The following is a 21,246-nucleotide window of genomic DNA, read 5'->3' as shown; positions in this document are numbered from 1 at the left end:
CGGAGTCCAATCCTAAACTTTTATCGGACGTTTGCGGCTACAGGGCTTTGTTCTCGACGTTGCACCTTTTCCTCTAAAATATGCTTAACTGTCTTCATCCCCTCAGTTTGATGGGCTTTCAAGTCAGAGACACTACCATTAAGTAAAACGAATAAAAACCGGATTAGCCCATCGATGAGTTTACCCAAAAGTGGAGTATTGAACCCTAAATAGATAATTTCTGTCCAGACAAAGCCATCGTTAGTCGCCTCGATTTGATTGACTAACCTGCCACCAATTAGGGACTGCGGAAATAGCGCTTTATACTCAATCCGTTTATTGGGAATGACCTGTTTGACGATATACTTGGCTTGAACAGGCTTTCCCTGAAAATATTCTTCATTCTTAAAAATCGATCCTTCTTGCAGCGGATGACCCTGCAGGCAAGTGACCTGAATGTGATCCTTAGATATTGCCTGATAATTTTTGTCAATATGGGCAAAGAAATCCATTAAATCTTCGGGTTGGACATGAACCGTGATAGTTTCATCTAATATAATCATGATCCTCTCCTTTGAAGGATAAACGCATACCGCTTATAGGGGTGAAGCGATTGGTATTTACCGTAAAAGCAACTAAACATCCAGAACAATTTGAGCGCACGCCAAAGACTATCCGTTGTTTGGTGATCTAGAGTTTTGAGTTTAGTAGAATTTAAGATCATGATTTAACGTCCTTGTTTGACATAAATGACAATCCCTAAAAAGCTTTGATATGGATAAAAAGGGATAATAATCATACAGATACTCAAGTTGAGTCTAAATCTGTGACACAATCCATCTCAATTTTTAAGGTATGACAATTTCTAGGGCATTGACTTCACCTAGTTGTCTCATCCAATCGGGGGATAATCAGGAATTAGTTCCCCGACGTCTTGAATAGTTCGGGGATCAGCTAGCAAAATCGTAGGGTGCGTTAGCGAAGCGTAACGCACCATTGATCTGGTGTAAGAGGTGAGTTAAAAGGGAATTAATAGGAGTAAAAATGCCCCCATTTTTGAAAACAACCTATAATATTATCCAACTAAACATGGATTTTAATTGTTCCCTAGATAGCTATCATCGAAAATGAAATTCCCTATCTTCCCTCACACAATGCCCGAAAATCCTGGGGATTGGCATCATTAATCGTTGGTGATTCGGGATTATGTTGTAAATAATCCTCCAACCAATAACAACTGCGTTCGACTAAATCCGCTAAATCCAAATTCCACAAAATAACCGTCGTGTCTTGAGACGCTGATGCCAAACTATCACCATCAGGACTGAAACTGACGCCAAACACAGCCTCCTGATGACCGACAAAGGAATTAATTAAATGACCTGTTTGCCGACTCCAAAGATTCACGGTTTTGTCATCACTTCCTGAGGCAATAAAGTTGCCATCAGGACTAAAGGTTACCCAATTAACTGATCCATTATGTCCCTTTAATGGACGCACTAATTTTCCTTCTCGACTCCATATATTCACCGTTCCATCATTGCTAGCTGAGGCAATAAACTCGCCATCGGGACTAAAGGTTACCCAATTAACGGAATCTGTATGCCCCCTCAATGTTTTGATAAACCTGCCATTACGACTCCAAAGTTTCACCGTTTTATCGTCAGAGGCTGAAGCAATTAAAGACCCATCAGGACTAAAACTTACACCCCACACCGTTCCCTGATGACCGATTAAGGTTTTCTCCAATTTGCCATCAATTTGCCATAGTTTTACTGTTTGATCCGCGCTACTGGATACCAGTTGCTGACCATCGGGACTAAAATTAACACTGGTCACCCCATCCTTATGTCCGGACAGGGTTTTCTGCCAGGTTCCATCTTGATTCCAGAGTTTAATTGTCTTATCATCACTGCCTGTGGCTAGGGTCTCACCGTTGTCTGAAAAACTAACACTATTAACTGAGTTTTGATGTGCTGCAATTGTTTTTAACAATTGCCCCTGACGAGTCCAAAGTTTCACCGTATTATCCCAGCTAGCGGTAGCAATTCTCTGACCATTGGCGGAAAAACTGACACTGCTGATGGGTTGGCTATGTCCAGGAATCGGTTGCAACATTCCCCCCTCAACTTGCCAGAGTTTGATGGTATTATCAGCACTGGCAGATGCCAAGATTTTGCCATTGGGACTAAATCCTAATCCCAAAATCGCCTTACCATGTCCCTGTAATGTGTCAATTAATGTGCCATCAGGACGCCAGAGTTTAATCGTGTTGTCGTCACTTCCAGAGGCTATCATCTGACCATCTGGACTATAAGTAACGGCAATTACAGCATCTTGATGTCCGGATAGGGTGTTGAGTAATCTGCCATCAGTTCGCCACAGTTTGACAGTTTTATCTGCACTAGCCGAGACGAGAGATTGTCCATCGGGACTAAAACTGATGTCGAGTACAGGTTGATTGTGGGCGGTTAAGGTTTTGAGTAATGTACCATCCGATTGCCACAGTTTAATCGTTTTATCGCGACTGGCGGATGCAATCAACTGACCATCTGGAGAGAAACTCACATCTAACACCCAATGATTATGACCTGATAGGGTTTTCAACAATGTCCCGTCGTCAATACGCCAGAGTTTAATCGTATTATCTTCACTCGCCGAGACAAGCCGTTGACCATCGGGACTAAAGCTGATACTGTGGACGCGATCGCCATGTCCAATTAAGGTTCTTAATAATCGACCCTCGCGACTCCAAAGTTTAATCGTATTATCCTCACTCGCAGAGGCTAATATCTCGCCCTGAGGACTGAAGCGAACTGCATACACCCCCTGATTATGTCTCCCTACTTCGTTCAACCATTCCCCTTGCTGACTCCACAGTTGAATTGTTTTATCCCTAGACGCCGATGCAATTAATTTCCCATCGGGACTAAAGCTAACGCTACTCACCCAATCATTATGTCTAGTTAAACGGTTACGTTCTTTCACGCCGTATACCACTTGTTGCAATGTAGAAATCACCCGCATCCGGGTTTCTTGCGTCACTCCTAGGGCCTGTTTTAATTCTTTAGCGGCGGATAAACTTTTCAGTAAGGCATCAAATTTACGGTTGGACGCAACCAAGGCTTCGGCTGAAGCATTCAGGGCAATTAATCGGGCGTTGGTTTCACTAAATACTGCCCGAAATACCAGTCCAACAGCAATCACCGCCAGGGTAGCTAATGTCACACCCGCAATCCGGGCTTCTTGCAAACGGCGTCGTAGGATTTGATTCAATTTTTCCTCAGCCTGGTGTTGTTTTTCCACCGCCGCTGCATGTTTTTTCGTCGCCGCTGATAATTTAGACCGCAGGCTTTTTTCCCGAATCAGTTGTTGGATTTTAGTTTGACTCTCTTTATCTTTTTGCCGCAGTGCTTCGAGTTCTTTTCGCAGACTATTTTGTTCATTCTGGCGGATAAATTCTACCAGGTAATCGTGAACCAGTTGATAGCGATGGGTGGGGATTTCGGGTAACAGGAAGACTAAGCCGGATTTCTCTAATATTTCTAAAATTAAATCCAGTGGCTGGGCATCAATATCCGATTCAATCACTAATTCGGCACGGGTTTTTAAGGGACGATTATTATTTTCATCGGTGAGAAGTTGCAACACCAGCCAAGCCGCCTGTTCGTTTTCTGCGCCACAATCTTTTAGGGCTTTTTCCAGGAAGCGTTCCGCCAGCTTTTCCACCGGACCCCGTTGTCGATATTGTGCCAGCGTGGTGATATTTTCAGCTTGTAACTGCGCCCCCACCACTTGCAATTCAATCGGACGAACTTCTCCCAGTTCTCGACCTAAATCTTGAACTAAGGCATCAATTAAGGCGGGTTCTAGGTAAAAATGGGCGCGTTCGGTGAGGCTTTGGATCACCGCCCGGGCATCGGGACGGGAAAAGTTACCTAACGGATAACGATTTTTGCGATCTAATATATTATTGTCAATTGCCTCTAGATTCAGTTTCTCGAAGTCTAATAAATAGTGTAAAAAGTCTTCGCGAATGGAAATAATAACTTTGACAAAGGAGAGATCTAAACACGTCTGGAAAAACTGATGAAATAAGCGCGTTTGCTGGGCAGAAGCATGTCCCAGGAAAAACTCCTCAAACTGGTCAAAGATTAACACGGTTAAGATATTGCGATCGGCGTTATCTCGTAACAGTGCCAGCAGTTGGTTGAGAATGGCTTGGTCAGAACTTTCCTCGCCTAGGCTTTCTGAGGGGGTATAAGCCTCAGATTTAGACGGGGTTAACCCAGACAGGGCGGTTCTGACGCCTTTATCCAGTTCCTTAATCCAATCGGTATATACTTGCAGTACCACAGGTAACACTAAGCGATCGCCTAATGCTCTATGCTTCAGGGCAGGGACTAAGCCAGCGGAAACGATGGAACTCTTGCCGACGCCAGAAGGTCCATGAATCACCGTCAATTGACAATCCGCTCGACTTAACCGTTCAATTAAACGCTGCACATCCTGTTGACGCCCGGATGCGGCAATTTCTTGTGCCACAATTTCTTGCTGTTCAACCGGGGTTAAGGTAGGATTAGATACGGCTCGTCGAGGCTGGAGACGAGCCGCACCAATGAAGGCACGAAATCCATAAAGTTGTTCAACTGCCCCTTGTTCCTGCTTAATCTGAAAGGCTTCTAAGTAACGGTGTTGCTCGAAGTACAGCCGCCGTAAGCTCTCCAGCAGATATAAGTAACGTTGGGGTTCGTAGCGATAATCGCTTTTGGCAATGGCATCGGCTAAGTCTTGACTCGCCTGATTCAGATGCTGGGTGGCTTCTGGCGATTGACGCAACTGATGATAGGATTTGACAACGATGAGTTGATAGAGTTGAGTCAATAGATAGGGATGTAAGCCTGGGTAGTCTTGAAGTTGATCCGAGACCGATTCTAACCGGGAGAGGGCTTGTCGCGCCCAGTGATTGGCATCATTCCAGCGCCGTTTCACGAGGGCGACTTCGGCTAAAAAGCCGTAATCTTGCGCCAATTGCACGGGGGAACCATAGTGTTGATGCACCTGTAAACATTGTTGGGCGACGTGTTGCAGGGAGTCCCAGCCTTCCAAATGTTGCAACACTTCCGCCTGTTGGGTAATAAACTGCGCCACCAAATCCGGACGTTCCGCCCGTTCAAACGCCTCAACCGCTTGCTGGAGATAGGGCCAAGCTTCTTCCCAGTTGCGGTGGCGTTGCGCCCGATGCAAGTCTGCATTCCGGCAATAACATAAGCCTAAATGAAATAAGAGAACACCTTGACGTTCTAAGTTATTGGTAACGCGCCAGTACCAAAGGCTTTTTTGATAACGGATAACGGCGGCATCAATATAATCATTGGCATAATCATATTGCCCTAAAACAAATTGCAGACTGGCTTCTAGTTCCGGGGTAATCGTTTCTTGGCGCTGTTCTAAGTCATGGAGGGCGCAGTCAAGTTCGGCGCGGGAGCGACATCCTGTGGCTAAATTGAGATTAGTATGGTGGGTACAGATACGCCACGGCGCATATCGTCCCGGAGTTCCTGTTAATACCGTTTTAAATAGGGAGTCTGCTTTTTGTTGCAGTAAATCGAGGAGTTCATCGGTAGCAATTTCAAACTTAATTGGAGTCGCCGCCCAACTGCTAAAATCAGGGGCAGAGCGAACGAGTTTATGCAATACTTCGTCATTCACCCATAAGACTAGGGGGAAGGGTAAGCGTTTGCGAAATTCATCCCGTACTTGGTTGGTGGAGGTGAGTAAATCATCCAACGCTTCGACGGATTCTAATCCCAGGATGATTAAGGCGGAAGGGGGATCAATACTGCTTGAATCAGCTCTAAATTGATTTTCCTCTCTCCCGGCTTCCCCGGCTTCCCCGGCTTCCCCGGCTTCCTCTGCTTCCCTGGCTTCCTCTGCTTCCCCTGCTCCTCTACTCCCTATATTGAGAGAGGGATTAAGTTGAGCAAGGTAGGGGCGGGATTCAGGATTATTGTTGGTTGTTACCCCAATGTGACTAAACCCACCCCCGTCTTGGAGAGGTTCCACCGAGAGACTTTCCGGCGAAACCTGTCTACAATCTTCTCTATCTTTTTGGTTTTTCGCCTCCCCCAGTAGAGTGGGTTTCGTTCGGTTATCCGTAAAACCTGCCCCTACACCCTGATTTCCAGACGCGCCCTGCTGATTCTTGTTCACATAATTTTGAATTGTGGTATATAGGGTGGTGACGGATTCGGGGAGAACTAATTCCTGAATTTGATATCGACCTTGAGCGCGTTCTCGCAATTGTTGTAAAATACGCTTTTGCAAACGCTTGTAATTACAGCGTACTAAGACAAGCGAGAACTCACCCTGGGAAAAGGCGATCGCGCGATCGAGGGCGTTCAATGAACTCTGGTTATAGCTGGTAACGTCTTCGGGTTGTTTGGTTTCAATCATTGGGAAACGTTGTTCCTGGTTCGCCCGTGGGATTGATGGCAACTGGACGACAGGGTAAAACAGCAGTGAACTTGACTTTCTTCTTTTAGTGTGATACATCTCGACCGGAAACAACAACGTTCGCTCCGATTGGTTATCCGAATAGGGGATATCTTGGCGTTAAATGTATTGAGGGTTAAGGGGCGATCGAGGTTCCGTTGGCGGCTACAACCCAACCCATTTAAAATACAGACAAATATGCGATGGGCAACCTGAGTAAGGGCGACCCGAGTAAATTGAATAGACGGGTATTGTTAAGTAATGCAAGCGGGTCGCCCCTACCGATTATTAATTTGACCAAACGGATGATCAGAGAAATTGACATGATCACAATTGTAGGGGCGAGTCGCTGCTATAAATGTGGAGGTATGAGAATTAACCTAACTCGACTCGCCCCAATCTAAATGTAGGCGGTGTCAGAGAATGACCGAGGATGGGGGATGAATCCAATTAAGTAGAGTTAACAGATAAAACTAAAATGACGGCTTATACTATAGATTTTAACCCAGTTATTCAGTTAACTGATGACCAATTTTATCAATTATGTCGGGCTAATCCTGATCTGAAATTTGAACGCAATGCTCACGGAGAATTAATTATTATGCCTCCCACTGGCGGAGAAACCGGGAATCAAAACTTTGAACTTGTCATTGATTTCGGGATATGGAATCGCCAAACTCGATTAGGGGTTGGGTTTGACTCCTCTACCTGCTTTAAACTTCCTAATGGCGCTAATCGTTCTCCGGATTTAGCTTGGGTGAGACAGGAACGCTGGAATGCTTTGTCTCCAGAAGAACGAACCAAGTTTCCGCCAATTTGCCCCGATTTTGTTGTGGAACTGATGTCTCCTTCAGATACTTTAAAATCGACGCAGGATAAAATGAAGGAATATAGGGAAAATGGCGTCCGTTTGGGCTGGTTAATTGCGCCAGGAATGAGACGAGTGGAAATTTATCGTACTCATCAAGCTGTTGAGATTTTAGAGGCTCCACCTACTCTTTCAGGAGACGATATTTTACCCGGATTCATCCTGGATTTAAGCTCTCTTTGGTGAGAGTTATTTTGTTTTCCATTATAATAAAGTAATTAATTTTGGCTCTAATCATGCACTACTTTTCCAGGGTACGCCGACTTGTATTTAGTTTCACCTGTAGCTTGCTCTTGGTAGAATTTCTACCAACTCAAGCGTTGAGTCCTGCCTCTATCCAACCCCAGAAGCACGCCTTGGCGCAAGCTCCTGCTGATGCGCCCGATTTTTTGGTGTTTGGGGGAGGGAGTGCGCCTTGTAACAATGAGATTGCCTTAGAAAAAAATATCCTCTATTTTCAACGCACGCTACGACAACTGGGACATAATCCCGCATCTGCCTCTATTTTCTTTGCTAATGGCAACAATAATCAAACCACAATTCGCTATCTAGATGAGCAAGGCTTAGAGCAGTACAAAGCCCCAAAAATTCCTCACCTAGACGGCGCAGCATCTTTCACCAATTTGCAAAACTGGATGGAACAATCTGCTACTCAGGAAACCAATCCATCTATATTTTTCTATTTTACGGGACATGGGGGTTTCAATCCCGAAGATCCCGATAATAATAGATTGAGTCTTTGGCATCGGCAAAGCTTAAGTGTACAAGAATTGGCGAGTATGCTGGATACATTGCCGCCGCAAACGTCTTTTGTGGCGATGATGGCTCAGTGTTATTCCGGTTCGTTTGCCAATTTTATTTATGAAGCAGGTGATCCGAATAATCCTATAGCGCTTCAGAGTCGTTGCGGTTTCTTTGCCACGGTTAGAGAACTCCCCTCTGTGGGGTGTACACCCGAAGTAAATGAAGCAGATTATCGAGATTATAGTTCTAGTTTTTTCGCCGGATTAAGTGGAGTTGATCGCACCGGAAAAGCTGTTCCTTCGGCTGATTATAATCAAGATGGGAAGGTTTCCTATGCTGAAGCTCATGCCTTTGCTAAAGTCGATGATAAAAGCTTAGATAGACCCGTATCCACATCAGAGGTTTGGTTGGAAACCTTTGCCTCTCAACCGGAGATCAAAGAGGTTTTTGGACGACCTCTGGTGCAATTGCTCAAGATGGCTCGTCCTGAACGGCGTTATGTTGTCGAGTCTTGGGTAAAAACATTTGAATTTAATCTAGAGAAATCCTTTATCGAGAACGTGGGACAATTAAGAGAAACTGAAGAATTTGATACGTTACAGAATACATATTTGACTCGATTATCCAGGGAGCTGATTTATATTGCTATGGAAGAGAAAATCCGCCGTTTTCAGAATCAGGAAACTATCGCGATTCTTGAGCGGTTGCTAGAATGTGAAGGCGGTTCTTGGGAGGCGCAGTAGTTCGTCATTCGTCATTCGTACTAAGGGGTGAAAAGTACACCAGAAAATTGTGCGATTAAACCCTTACAAATGAAGGACGACGTAGCTTGCTCCTTGTCGGGAGCGAGTATGACGAATGGCAATCTCCACCGTTAACTTTTATTGTGCCGACCTACTTAAGTTGAATGTAACGGAATTAAGGCTGGTGGGTTGAGCGAAGTCGAAACCCACCCTACGGTATATCAAAGGTTTTGGCGATCTAACAAGGCTTATTTCACTGCCATTCTACTTAAGTTCTACCTTAGAGGCTTCTGCGCTTAAACGGCTTGAGTTTCTAATGAACAAACCCGCTCATTCAGGCGTGATACGATCCTTAACTCGTGGGGATAGCGGGGACGTGGATCATCCACTAACCAAATCGGGGGAACCATCATGGGTTCATAAAAGTCAATACGATGTGTGGTTCCTGGTTGTGCTTTCAATTCCACCAGAGAACCGGGTAGATATTCAAAGGCTTCATCCCAATCGATCGTTGTCTCGACATCCATAAGATTATATTAATGTGATTATCGCAACCTACCCACCGATCCACTGCACTGATCTGAGTCAAAACTCTCAGGTAGATTCTATTTCTGTATCTAATGATACTTTTTTGCGGTAATGCTCGTCTATTTCTGGAGGAATAAATTTACAAATCCTGACATTCTCAGGTTTTGATGACAAGACAGCAGAACTGACGTAAGGCAGAAATAACGCCAACAGCTAACATCTCCCCCATCTGGCACACCGAGCGTGTTACCGAGCGGAGTCGAGGTAAGTCGAGGTGTTCCCCAGCTTCCCTTGACCAAACCCACTTAGTCATCTACCCCTATGGGGGGAATTGGCTTATTCTAGTATCCGTCTATAGTAAAAGACTAAGCCTTCCCTGACTGAAATTAGCACGAGCGATCGCACTCACCCAGCAACCTAACCGCCTTCTCTTTCCCGGCGTGAATTAAGGACTATGACCAATGTACCCCCTCCCAGTAACGAACCGGAATCCAATTCCAATGAACAACCGGAATCTCCACCGCCTCGGCGATCGCGACGTCGGCGTTGGTTAATTGGGATCAGTATCATCCTGCTGGTGGGAATCGCTGGGGGGATGGGTTTTGCGTGGTATTTTATCCAACAGATGTTGGCCCCCCTAGTGGCGAGAAACCTCACCCAACTCCTGCAACGCCCCGTGGAAATTGGCGACGTTGAACGCTTTTCCCTCAATAGTTTGCGGTTTGATAGCGCCGCCTTACCCCCTACGGATACCGAACCCGATCGCGCCTCGATTGAAGCGGTGGAAGTTCAGTATGATTTACTTCCCCTTATATTCGACCGTCGGTTAGAATTAAACGTTACCCTAATTGAACCGGATGTCTATATCGAACAAGCCGTCGATGGATCATGGATGCCCTTGGAACTTAAAGAGCAAGGAGAACCGGGTCCAATTAAAACAGAATTGCAACAGTTAGGGGTACGGAATGCTGAGGTTCAGCTTGTGCCTCGATCCACGGAAGGCAAACAGCAATCCCCCGTCGCGATCGCAATTCCCCAGGGGAGTAGTCAATTCTTACAGGATAATGAGATTGTTCGCTTCGATGTCCAAGGTGAAATGGCTAGTGGCGGAACCTTTAACCTACAGGGCGAACACCTCTTCCCCACTAGCGCTACCCATCTACAAGTTGATGGGCAAAATGTCAATGCTAGTACCCTGGATCGCCTGATTCCCTTACCCCTAGACGTGAATGCGGGTAATGTTGGTGGGGACTTAGAAATCACAATTAAACCCGATCAACCCCTCCAGTTTCTGGGAAACGCCACCCTCAACAACGTAACCGCCCAAGTGCCCCAACTTCCCCAAGCCTTTGCCAATACCAATGGGCGATTACGCTTCAAAGAGACAACCATTCGCTTAGAAGATGTAACCACCCAATTTGGACAAATTCCCGCCACCGCCAATGGTAGCGTGGATCTAGAGACGGGATTTAATCTCACTGCCCAAACCCAAGCGATACAGATTAAGCCTGTTTTGCAAACCTTTAATCTCGAAGACACGCCCGTTCCCCTGTCCGGAGAAGTCAAAGCCGCCCTGCTAGTCACAGGTTCGTTGACCCAACCTGTGGTTAAGGGAGAAGCCGTTACCACGAAACCGACTCAGATTGATCGCGTCACCTTCAGCACGATCAGTACCGATTTTACCCTCACTACACCCGCCCAACCGCAAGATCCCACCCGCCTCGCCGTTCGCAACCTGCAAGCCCAACCCGCCATCGGTGGCAAAATTACTGGAGGGGGTGTGATTGAACTGGGGGAAAAGGGAGGATTACAATTTAACTTGCAAGCCAATAACCTGCCAACCACAGCACTAGCAAAAACCTACAACACCACCCTACCCATTCCTGTCGGTAATCTCTCCGGAACCGCCAAAATTTTCGGTCCCTTGGATAATCCCCAAAACATCCGCGCTACGGGAAAGGCGACGGTGCAAGCGGCTGGGGGTACAGTCACCGCGACAAATCTGCAAGTTCTGGATAATCGTCTCACCGCCTTAATCCAAGCCCAGGGGGTGGAACTGTCTCAACTGGCGGATGTGCCGTCACAATTTCAGGGGACGGTAGCGGGTCAGTTTACCCTATCAACCCCTTTGGATCAGTTTGCCTTATCCCAGGTTCGCGCCCAGGGTAGGGGACGCCTAAATCTGGCGGGGGGAACGATTGGCGTCGAGAATATCCAACTCTCTCAAGGGCGCTGGCGGGCGAATGTTGATGCCAATGGGGTGCAATTAGGAGAGTTAGCCCCGCAAATTCCGGACGCCCTACAAGAACCGATCAACGCCACGTTTGCCCTGTCTGGTTCTCTGGCAGATCCGTCTGTTTCTGGGATTAGTGGGATTGGTCAAGTGGCGCTGACGGCGGCTGGGGGACGGATTAATCTGGAGGAAGTAACTCTAGAAAACGGTCGTTGGCAAGCCCGAATAGACGCGAATCGGATTCAGTTGGCAGAATTTGCGCCTCAATTACCGCCTCAACTGGAGTCGCCGTTTAGTGGTACGTTTGTGGCGTCGGGTTCCTTGGATGAGTTTTCACCATCAGCGATTAATGTAGCTGGTGAAGGACAACTGAATGTGGGTGGGGGAACCGTTCAGGTGTCGAATTTGGATGTCAATGCGGGTCGTTGGCAAGCGACAGTGGCGGCGAATCGGGTGGGATTGGCGGGGGTTGTGCCTCAGCTACCGTCGCAATTGTCGGGGAATTTAACCGGAATCATGAATCTGTCCGGGAGTCTGGATCAGGTAGCGCTGGAAACGATTCGGGGGGATGGAAATGCCCTAGTTAATTTGGCAGGAGGTGTGATCCGGGCAAGGGATATTAATCTCGCTGCCGGACGCTGGCAGGCAGATGTACAAGCAGCGGGGCTGGAGTTGGCGAGGTTAGCGCCGGAATTACCGCCGCAGTTTGCTGGGGTGTTGGCGGGAAATTTTGACCTGTCAGGATCGCTTGAGAAGGTGGCACTGGATCAGATTCAAGCCCAAGGTCAGGGCAGATTAGCCGTGGCGGGGGGTACTGTGAGGGCAACGGCATTACGGTTAAATAATGGGAGGCTACAAGCCCAGCTAAACCCGGACGGAATTGAATTGGCACGGTTTGGGGAACAGTTGACAGGAACCTTAAGCGGCAATGTGGATGTCTCCACCAGTTTAGAGACATTAACCCCGGAAGCGATCGCGCGATCGCTAACGGCGGCGGGTCAACTGCGATTTAGTCAAGGATTTGCCCTGATTGACCGTCCTGTCAATACCACATTTCGCTGGACAGGTCAAGGGATAGACCTGCAACAGTTAACCGCCGAGGGACTCTCTGCTAGTGGGTTTATTGGGGTGAATCCCGCCCAGTTAGATCAAGGAATTGGGGCGGTGGGGAATTTTAATTTAGATGTGGCAGCAAATAACTTAGAGTTAACCGAACTCTCGGCGTATTTACCCCCAGCCGCAGCGGATGTGGATGTGGCGGGATTGGCGGATTTTACGGGTACGATTGCCGGGACAGTGACGAATCCTCGTGTTCAGGGGAATGTTGAACTGGAGGACTTTGCCGTCAGTGGGTTGACCTTTGAAGAGGAACTCGCTGGTCCAGTGAGGGTGATACCCGGAGAAGGTGTGGAACTCGATCTACAAGGTGAGACCGATCAGATTGAAGTAGACCTGGGATCGGATTATCTTCCTGTTTCCTTTAACATTCGTCGCGACGAGGCGATCGCCACCGGGACGCGCCAGGGTAATGTGCTACGGGTGAATACAGAAAATATTCCCATCGCCTTGATTAAAGATATTGCCCCGGTGCCTGTCGCCCTACAGACTCAACCCTTGGTGGGTGATATTTCTGGGGAAGTCGCAATTAATTTGAATACCTTTGACGTGGCGTTAGACCAAGTGGAATTAACCGGTCCAATTTTTGGCAGTCGTTTGCCAGGGGAAGCGACACCAGGGGAAAATCTGTATAGCCTATCAGGTCGAATTCAACAAACACCCACGGGTCCCCAGTTTCAAGGGACGCTGAATATCGAACAGGGACAACTGGAAACCCTAGTCGCGGGTTTACAGTTAATCGACTTGACCACAACACCACCCACCACCCCCACCGCACCCTTGGATATCGCCCAAGTGGGAATGCCCCAAGCCAAATTACACACCCAACTGCGCCGTCTATCGGAAATTGAAACCCTACTGCAACAACGGCAACAGGCGGAGGAAGAAGCAGAGATTCTGCCGGATTTAGACGAGTTAGATGGCACGTTTAGCGGTACGGTACGGATTAGTGGGTCGTTGGCATCGGGAATTAATGCCAAATTTGACATCGAGGGACAAGACTGGGAATGGGGTGATTATCAGGTTAACCAGGCAACGCTTCAAGGCAGCTTCCAAGAGGGGGTACTGACGCTGCTTCCAGTTACCTTGCGATCGGGAGAGAGTTTTGCTACATTTTCCGGGACTATCGGTGGCGAGACGCAATCGGGTCAGTTACGCCTAGAAAACGTTCCCATTGCCCCGATCCGAGACGTGGTGGATTTACCGCCTGCGATCGGCTTTTTTAGTGGCAATCTGGACGCCACGGCGACGCTTTCGGGAAGTCTAGAGAATCCCCAAGCCAGAGGATCAGTCATGGTAACCGATGCGACGCTGAATCAAGAAGCGATTGAAACCTTGCAGGGGAGTTTCAGTTACAGTGATGCCCAATTGCGGTTCTTAGCCCAAAGTATACTCACAGAGGAGGGTGAACCTCAATTAGTAGTTCAGGGGAGAATCCCTTACCAGTTACCCGTCCCAGACGCCACTGCCCCTGAGAGTGAGGAACTCCGTTTAAGTGTGAATGTGGAAGACGAGGGGTTGGCTTTATTAAATATCCTTACCCGCCAGCAAGTTGTCTGGAATGGGGGAACTGGAAGCGTTAATTTGGATATTCAAGGCAGCTTTGATCAAGAAGAAGGTCGTCCGAGAGGACTCAGGGCACAGGGAACCGCGATCGTAGAAGGGGCGACGATTGCCTCGCAAGCCCTACCCGAACCGCTTGAGGATGTGACGGGAGAAATTGAGTTCAACTTTGACCGGGTTGATGTGAATAGCTTGACGGCGAACTATGGTGGCGGTCAAATTACCGCCGCCGGCACCCTACCCATCTCCCAGCCCATTCCTCAGCAAAATCCACTCACCGTAACTATTGGGGAACTAGCAATTAACCTGAAAGCCCTATACAGAGGTAAGATCCAAGAAAGTCAAGTGGTGTTGACGGGGACAGCATTAAATCCCACGATTGGTGGTGAAATTAACTTAGTTGATGGTACTGTACCACTACCTGAGCAAGATGGCGGTGCGGGAACTGCTGTAGGAACTGGGGGTGACACGGAGGAGGGTATTGTCTTCGAGTTTAATGACTTAGAAATTACCCTGGTCGAAGATATTCAAATTAGAAAGGCACCGATTTTGAATTTCCTTGCCGAAGGGACTCTAACCGTGAATGGAACCTTAGAAGATTTGAGACCCGATGGGGTGATTCAATTGACACGGGGTCAGGTGAATTTATTTACCACTCAATTCCGGTTGGCACGGGGGTATGAAAATACAGCGGAATTTATTTCCGGTCAAGGACTTGATCCCTATTTAGATGTGCGTTTAGTCACATCAGTTGCCGAAGCCACCCAACGGCGACTACCTACAGACACTGAGTCCGCTGAAATTGCTGATGCGCCTGATTTTGAGTTGGGCGCAGTGCAAACGGTTCGGGTTGTTGCCCAGGTGGAAGGACCGGCGTCTCAACTGGAGGATCGGTTGGAATTGACAAGTACACCTGCACGCAGCGAAGCGGAAATTGTGGCGCTGTTGGGTGGGGGGTTTGTGGATACCTTAGGGCGAGGGGATAGTACGTTGGGGTTAGCGAATTTGGCGGGTTCAGCGGTTTTGGGACCTGTGGGTAATTTTATTGCGGATGCGTTACCGTTGAGTGAGTTTCGTCTATTTCCGACGATTATTCCCGATGATGAAGAACGGGCTTCGAGTTTGGGATTTGCGGCTGAGGCGGGGGTTGATATCACGCAAAATTTCTCGGTGTCGGTGTTGAAGGAGTTAACGACTGGGGAACCGTTCCAATACAATCTGCGTTATCGGCTGAATGATAATGTGTTATTGCGGGGGGGGACTGATTTTTCCGGGGATAGTCGGGCGATTATTGAATATCGGCGGCGATTTTAGCGCGGGGGTGTAGGGGCGGGTTTTACCGCATTGGTGTCAACTTAAGCGCTAAAAGCTGGGGGAGCAATGTAGAGACGCGATGCGAGAAGGGTTTGGGAACTCTTTGAGCCGGGACACCGAGCGAAGTCGAGGTGTTCCCTGTTCCCTAATCTCAACCGTTAACTTTAATTGTGTCCACCCACTTATACAGGAGATTACAGATAAATATGGCAACTTATTTAGTAACAGGTGCAAACCGAGGTATCGGCTTAGAGTATTGCCGACAGCTAATCGAACGAGGAGAAACGGCGATCGCCGTTTGCCGAAAAACGTCTGAAGCCCTCGACAGCTTGGGTATCCGGGTGGAGACGGGGATTGATATCACCTCAGATGACTCTGTTGCTGACTTAGCATCACGTTTAAAGAATACTCCTCTGGATGTATTGATTAACAATGCCGGAATTTTGCGGAAAAATACCCTCCCCCAGCTTGACTTTGATGCCATCCGGCAGCAGTTTGAGGTAAATGCATTGGGCGCGTTGCGTGTCACCCAAGCTTTACTCCCCAATTTGGGTACGGGTGCTAAGGTTGCGATTATGACTAGCCGCATGGGTTCGATTGAAGACAACACCTCTGGTAATTCTTACGGCTACCGTATGTCTAAAGTCGCCGTTTCCATGGCGGGTAAGTCTCTGTCAATTGATTTAAAACCTCGTCAAATTGCCGTGGCTATTCTCCATCCGGGTATGGTGAGTACAGACATGACAGGTCATAATGGTATTCCTACCCAGGAAGCTGTTCAGGGACTTTTAGCCCGCATTGATCAGCTCAACTTGGAAAATTCTGGTACGTTTTGGCACGCGAAGGGGGAAGTATTACCCTGGTAAATTAGGGGCTGCTGAATAAGTGCTGTGGTGAGGGGGAGCGGGGGAAGCCAATGTTCCAGACGTGCCATGGCACGTCTGGGAGCTGGGGGAGCGTTCTCCCTTGGGAGCAACTGATCTCCTAACCTATCCTCGTAGTGCTATATATATAAGGATGCGATCGCGTGACCAAAATTCCCGTCCTTTGGTGATTGCTCACCGAGGCGCAAGTGGCTATCGTCCCGAACATACCCTCGCGGCTTATGAGTTAGCGATACGGATGGGGGCGGATTACATTGAACCCGATTTGGTGATGACACAGGATGGGGTATTGGTGGCGCGTCACGAAAATGAAATTTCGGGTACTACCGATGTGGTGACTCGTCCAGAATTTCGAGATCGCCAAACCACTAAAATAATTGATGGGCAAACTGTCACGGGTTGGTTTACTGAGGACTTTACTCTGGCTGAACTAAAAACCCTACGAGTCAAAGAACGATTACCTCACCTGCGTTCGACAGAATTCGATGGGTTGTTTGATATCCCTACTCTGGTAGATATTATTGAGCTAGTTCAACGCCAAAGTGCTGCTACTGGATGCATGATTGGCATTTATCCAGAAACCAAGCATCCCACCTACTTTAACGCGATCGGACTCTCGTTAGAAGAACCGTTGGTAACTATCCTCAACCAGTACGGATTGGGCGATCGCAATTCTCCTGTGTTCATCCAATCCTTTGAAACGGCGAACTTGAAAGCGCTGAAGCAAATCACCGATGTATCCTTGGTACAATTAGTGAACGACATCGGTCAACCCTACGATTTTATTGCTCATCCTCAACACCATGACAATAGCAATCGGACGTATGGAGATCTGGTAACGCCTCAGGGGTTACGGGAAATTGCGGATTATGCAGATGCGATCGGGGTTAACAAACGTTTAATTGTACCCACGGGGGCAGATGGTTACTTATTACCCCCTACCTCCTTACTCGATGACGCTCATGCTCAGGGTTTGCAGGTTCATGGCTGGACATTCCGCAATGAAGAGGTTTTTCTCGCCCCCGACTATCAAGGTAATCCTGAGTTGGAGTATCAGCAATTCTATCGGCTGGGAATTGATGGACTTTTCAGCGATTTCCCAGATACGGCGCTTCGCGCTGGGCAATAGGCAATAGGCAACACCTCGGCTTCGCTCGGTGTGTCATAAGCAATAGGGTGGAGAAATACTGATTATATAGGGCTTTTAGCAGTTATTCAGCCTTTTGATTTGTAAATAGACCAGCGTGACCTGATGTAACTGAAATGCTTACTAGAGTTTGATTGTAGCGATTTATGGTTCGAGGCTCATTAGGAAAATAGTCTCTTGAGATGGCTGCACAGTTTATCAGATGAGACTGAGTTGACTTCTCTTTCACCGAATTTTCACGATTGAGATCTTTAATGCGGGTGGATGTGAGTTCAAGGTAAGCATGTTGCTCAATCAAGGCAATGGAGTTGAGTATCTTTCCGCCCAAAATAAACTTAAGGGCAAGATTCATGGGAATTTCCCGCTATGTAGATGTGAGGGGTATGTCTGGAACAACCTGCCAGGGAAAGAGTTCTATCTTCAGGAGGCTGAGTAAAATTACTTACTTGTAACTCAGTAGGGTGGGAGATGTGAAGCGAAACCATGTCAGTAATTCTATAGTAAGTTTAATGTTACGAAGTATTGCGTCATAATCCTTAATATAAGCAAATCTTACATTACAACTCTTAACATAGCCTTACTTTGTTAAAAAACTCTGACAAAATAATAAAAAGCAACCCATGCACCATAAGGATTTCACTGTTGCAACCCTCTAGCGAAGAATCGATATATCTCACTTGGACGGAAAAGAGAAGTCCCATCCGGCTCGACGAATAATTTAATCTGATTCAACGGATAACCGTAACTCAAACACCACTAAACCCAGGATGTATTTCCAATGTATTTCGGTTCAACTACAGTCATAGCCTATAGTCTACAGCTTTGGGTATTACGTTTAATTGCCTCTAACGCCGTAACCTCGGTGTACTCCTTACTCCAGAACTTCTGTAAAGAAAAATTAAGCCATAAGAGGCACTTATTAAGGCTGTATGAACTCTCAATGAAGCTTTGATAAAGATCACAGATTCTGTCTTTTCTCTTGCTATAGTTTAATTATAGAGCAGTGGCAGAAAAAGATTTCTCTCAAACTTCTACTAATCGGGTGCGCCACTGACAGGGTAACTCCAACAACTGAATAAAAAGTCTCTGACAAGAGCAATTTATCTCTCAAAATTTTAGGGCTAGGTTAATCACACCAAGCTCACAGGTTCGTACATCTACTCGGAGAAAAGAAAAATGAAACTCGTTGCATCTACCGCGATCGCTCTCAGCTTAACATTTTCTACTCAAGTTGGCGCAGCTCCTGTTTCTGCGAATGCTAACATGGAGAATAGAATTAGGCAAGACCAGCCTGTGAGTCCTCAACAGCAGATAGAGGATACGACTACCTCAGATTTTTGTATTCGATTTTGGGGGAGGTGTTGGTGAACCAATGTGCATTAAATGCGAATAATCCCTGCCCTGAACATAATCCTTATGAGCCATCCAAATAATTAAAGGCGTCTGTTCAAAGTCTATCTGTGCTTTCAACCTTTATAAGTGTGAGTTGTTAGACTCAGAATAGGTCTACGAGAAAGCACTTACTCCTATGAAACGACGTTATTACTTACTCTGGCTGGTTCCACCTATTGTCTTCTTCATTTTAATTCCAGTTAAGTCAGTTCAAGGGCAAATTGCCTCTGATGGAAGTTTATCTACCGACGTTAAGACTGCCGATAACCTTAACTTTACAATCACTGGGGAAAATCAAGCCGGAGAGAACCTCTTCCATAGCTTTCGCGAGTTTTCCATACCTACCAATGGATCAGCCTTCTTCAAAAATAGCCTGGATGTCCAAAACGTCATTAGTCGGGTGACTGGCGATTCCATCTCAAACATTGATGGCATGCTCAAAGCGAACGGTAATGCTAATCTCTTTCTCCTCAATCCCAACGGCATTATCTTTGGTTCCAATGCCTCCCTCAGCATTGGTGGCTCCTTTGTAGCAAGTACAGCAAATAGTTTGAAATTTGAAGATGGTACAGAGTTTAGCACTGACCGCATAGCCTCACCTGTGCTGACTGTGAGTATTCCTGTAGGACTACAATTTGGAACCGCAGCAGGACGGATAGTTAACCGTTCTCAAGCTAGTCCGGACGGAACAATGGGTGCAATTTCAGATTCAGTGGGTCTTCAGGTGCGGACGGGTAAAAGTTTAGCTCTAGTAGGGGGTGAAGTACTGCTAGAGGGAGGTGATCTGACTGCGCCAGGAGGACGGGTTGAGGTAGGAGGTGTTTCTGGTAATAGTTTGGTCAATCTGCAATCCACAAATCGTGGTTTTGCTCTCAATTATGAAAATGTTCAGAATTTCCAAGATATTCACCTGTCTCAAGAAGCTACGATTGATGTGACTGATCTAGGTCCTTTTCCACCTCCCATCGGAACAGGTGTTGATATTGGGAGTGGTGATATTCAAATACAAGGCAGGCAGGTAAGACTCACCGATGGTGCTCAAATTTCCTCTATCACCTTAGGATCAGTATCAGCTGGAACTGTGAATGTAACAGCTTCGGAGTCTGTAGAACTAATTGGTGTTTCAGCCAATGGCTTTTCAAGTAACTTGAATGCGGTCACATTTGGTGATGGGAATGCAGGAGACGTGAGAATTACCACGAGGCGATTAATTGTGCAAGATGGGGCTGGAATATCTACGGGTTCTATAGTTACGCCATTTGGCTCGGCTCGAGGTGAGGGAGGCAACTTAACCGTAACCGCCTCTGAGTCTGTAGAGATAAGTGGCAGCTCACCAATTGTGGGACCGAGTGGGTTAGCTGTTTCCAGTGAAGGGATGGGTGATGCTGGCAAGCTAACCATTCAAACTGAAAATTTGACAGTTCGAGATGGAGCTGAAATTACGGCTACTTCAAATCAAGCAGGAGGAGGTAACATCGATATCACGGCTGAAGATATTCGTCTACGCGATGGTAGCTTGATTAGTACCAGTGTTTTCGACAGTATCGGTGGTGGTGGCAATATTACAATTAACTCCGATGTTTTTATCGCCCTAGAAAATAGTGATATTCTGGCAAATGCGGTTGATGGCAGGGGTGGTAATATCAGCATTATCTCTCCCGTATTTCTGGCAGACTTTTTCTCCAGTGGTCAAGGGACAGCTGTAGGTCGCAACCCAGGTTCGTTTGAGCCATTTCGGGGCAATGACCGAGTGGATATTTCAGTCGAGGCATTGGGTAGCGGTGATGCTGGTAATTTATTTATAGCCTCGCTGAATTTGAATCAAGATTCCCTCTCGCCACTATCAACCAATTTTTTGCCACCAGAGCAAGTGATTGCTGATAGTTGCCTCACCCACCGCAATAAGGAGCAAGGTAGCTTTATTGTTACAGGTACAGGGGGTTTACCGAATAACCCCTATAATCCGTTACAGGGTAACTATTCCGTTACTCAGGTTCAGGGAATTAGTGGCGATGCTGGACAACAAGCTACTGCGCCAACAGTCAATTCTCAATCCTCAACTCCCAGTTTCTGGAAACCCGGCGACCCAATTCAAGAAGCTCAGGGTATGATGGTAACGTCTGATGGACGTGTAATCGTGGGTACGGCTCCAGAACTGGTCGCGATCGCGAATGCTGATGATTTAATCTGCTATCAGGCTGCATCGCAAGAGAAATAGGCTGCGCGATCGTTTTACCCAA

11 protein-coding genes are annotated in these 21,246 nt (G+C 47.1%); 7 read left to right on the top strand and 4 right to left on the bottom strand.

Annotated features, from left to right (window positions below; genetic code table 11):
- Nucleotides 1–20: 20 nt before the first annotated feature.
- Entirely contained in the window at nt 21–542 is a 522-nt protein-coding gene (locus RID53_RS35270) for a hypothetical protein (RefSeq protein ID WP_446392523.1), read from the bottom strand.
- 574 nt (nt 543–1,116) lie between these two features.
- Nucleotides 1,117–6,435, bottom strand: a complete 5,319-nt coding sequence (locus RID53_RS35265; protein ID WP_446392522.1) for a WD40 domain-containing protein — start codon at nt 6,433–6,435, stop codon at nt 1,117–1,119.
- A 517-nt stretch (nt 6,436–6,952) separates the two neighbouring features.
- On the opposite strand from RID53_RS35265, the gene RID53_RS35260 reads away from it, so the two are divergent.
- Together RID53_RS35260 and RID53_RS35255 are read left to right on the top strand one after the other, a co-directional pair.
- Nucleotides 6,953–7,528 carry a Uma2 family endonuclease gene (locus tag RID53_RS35260; RefSeq protein WP_446392521.1) on the top strand — a complete coding sequence of 192 codons (576 nt, stop codon included), beginning with the start codon at nt 6,953–6,955 and terminating at the stop codon, nt 7,526–7,528.
- Nucleotides 7,529–7,578: 50 nt separating this feature from the next.
- The gene (locus RID53_RS35255; RefSeq protein WP_446392520.1) at nt 7,579–8,829 is read left to right on the top strand and encodes a Caspase domain-containing protein; all 1,251 of its coding nucleotides are present in this window, start codon (nt 7,579–7,581) and stop codon (nt 8,827–8,829) included.
- A gap of 296 nt (nt 8,830–9,125) precedes the next feature.
- Here the strand turns inward: RID53_RS35255 and RID53_RS35250 are convergent, their stop codons facing one another.
- Nucleotides 9,126–9,356, bottom strand: a complete 231-nt coding sequence (locus RID53_RS35250; protein WP_446392519.1) for a hypothetical protein — start codon at nt 9,354–9,356, stop codon at nt 9,126–9,128.
- Between the two features lie 455 nt (nt 9,357–9,811).
- On the opposite strand from RID53_RS35250, the gene RID53_RS35245 reads away from it, so the two are divergent.
- The 3 genes from RID53_RS35245 to RID53_RS35235 all read left to right on the top strand — a co-directional run bounded on the left by RID53_RS35245 (nt 9,812) and on the right by RID53_RS35235 (nt 17,596).
- The gene (locus tag RID53_RS35245; protein WP_446392518.1) at nt 9,812–15,583 is read left to right on the top strand and encodes a translocation/assembly module TamB domain-containing protein; all 5,772 of its coding nucleotides are present in this window, start codon (nt 9,812–9,814) and stop codon (nt 15,581–15,583) included.
- 206 nt (nt 15,584–15,789) lie between these two features.
- On the top strand, nt 15,790–16,449 hold the full coding sequence (locus tag RID53_RS35240; RefSeq protein WP_446392517.1) for an SDR family oxidoreductase: 660 nt from the start codon (nt 15,790–15,792) through the stop codon (nt 16,447–16,449).
- 151 nt (nt 16,450–16,600) lie between these two features.
- Entirely contained in the window at nt 16,601–17,596 is a 996-nt protein-coding gene (locus RID53_RS35235) for a glycerophosphodiester phosphodiesterase (protein WP_446392516.1), read from the top strand.
- An 82-nt stretch (nt 17,597–17,678) separates the two neighbouring features.
- Here RID53_RS35235 and RID53_RS35230 read toward each other — a convergent pair whose 3' ends face one another.
- A complete protein-coding gene (locus RID53_RS35230; protein WP_446392515.1) occupies nt 17,679–17,966 on the bottom strand; it encodes a hypothetical protein in 288 nt (95 codons plus the stop codon).
- Between the two features lie 824 nt (nt 17,967–18,790).
- On the opposite strand from RID53_RS35230, the gene RID53_RS35225 reads away from it, so the two are divergent.
- The gene (locus tag RID53_RS35225) at nt 18,791–18,982 is read left to right on the top strand and encodes a hypothetical protein (protein WP_446392514.1); all 192 of its coding nucleotides are present in this window, start codon (nt 18,791–18,793) and stop codon (nt 18,980–18,982) included.
- Between the two features lie 160 nt (nt 18,983–19,142).
- The gene (locus RID53_RS35220) at nt 19,143–21,224 is read left to right on the top strand and encodes a filamentous hemagglutinin N-terminal domain-containing protein (RefSeq protein WP_446392513.1); all 2,082 of its coding nucleotides are present in this window, start codon (nt 19,143–19,145) and stop codon (nt 21,222–21,224) included.
- Nucleotides 21,225–21,246 lie beyond the last annotated feature (22 nt).

Origin of the sequence: Coleofasciculus sp. B1-GNL1-01 (genome assembly GCF_040220235.1) — a bacterium.
In the GTDB taxonomy this organism is placed as follows: Bacteria; Cyanobacteriota; Cyanobacteriia; order Cyanobacteriales; family Coleofasciculaceae; genus Coleofasciculus.
Note: the sequence above shows the minus strand (reverse complement) of the source record. Positions and strands in the feature narration are given on the sequence as shown.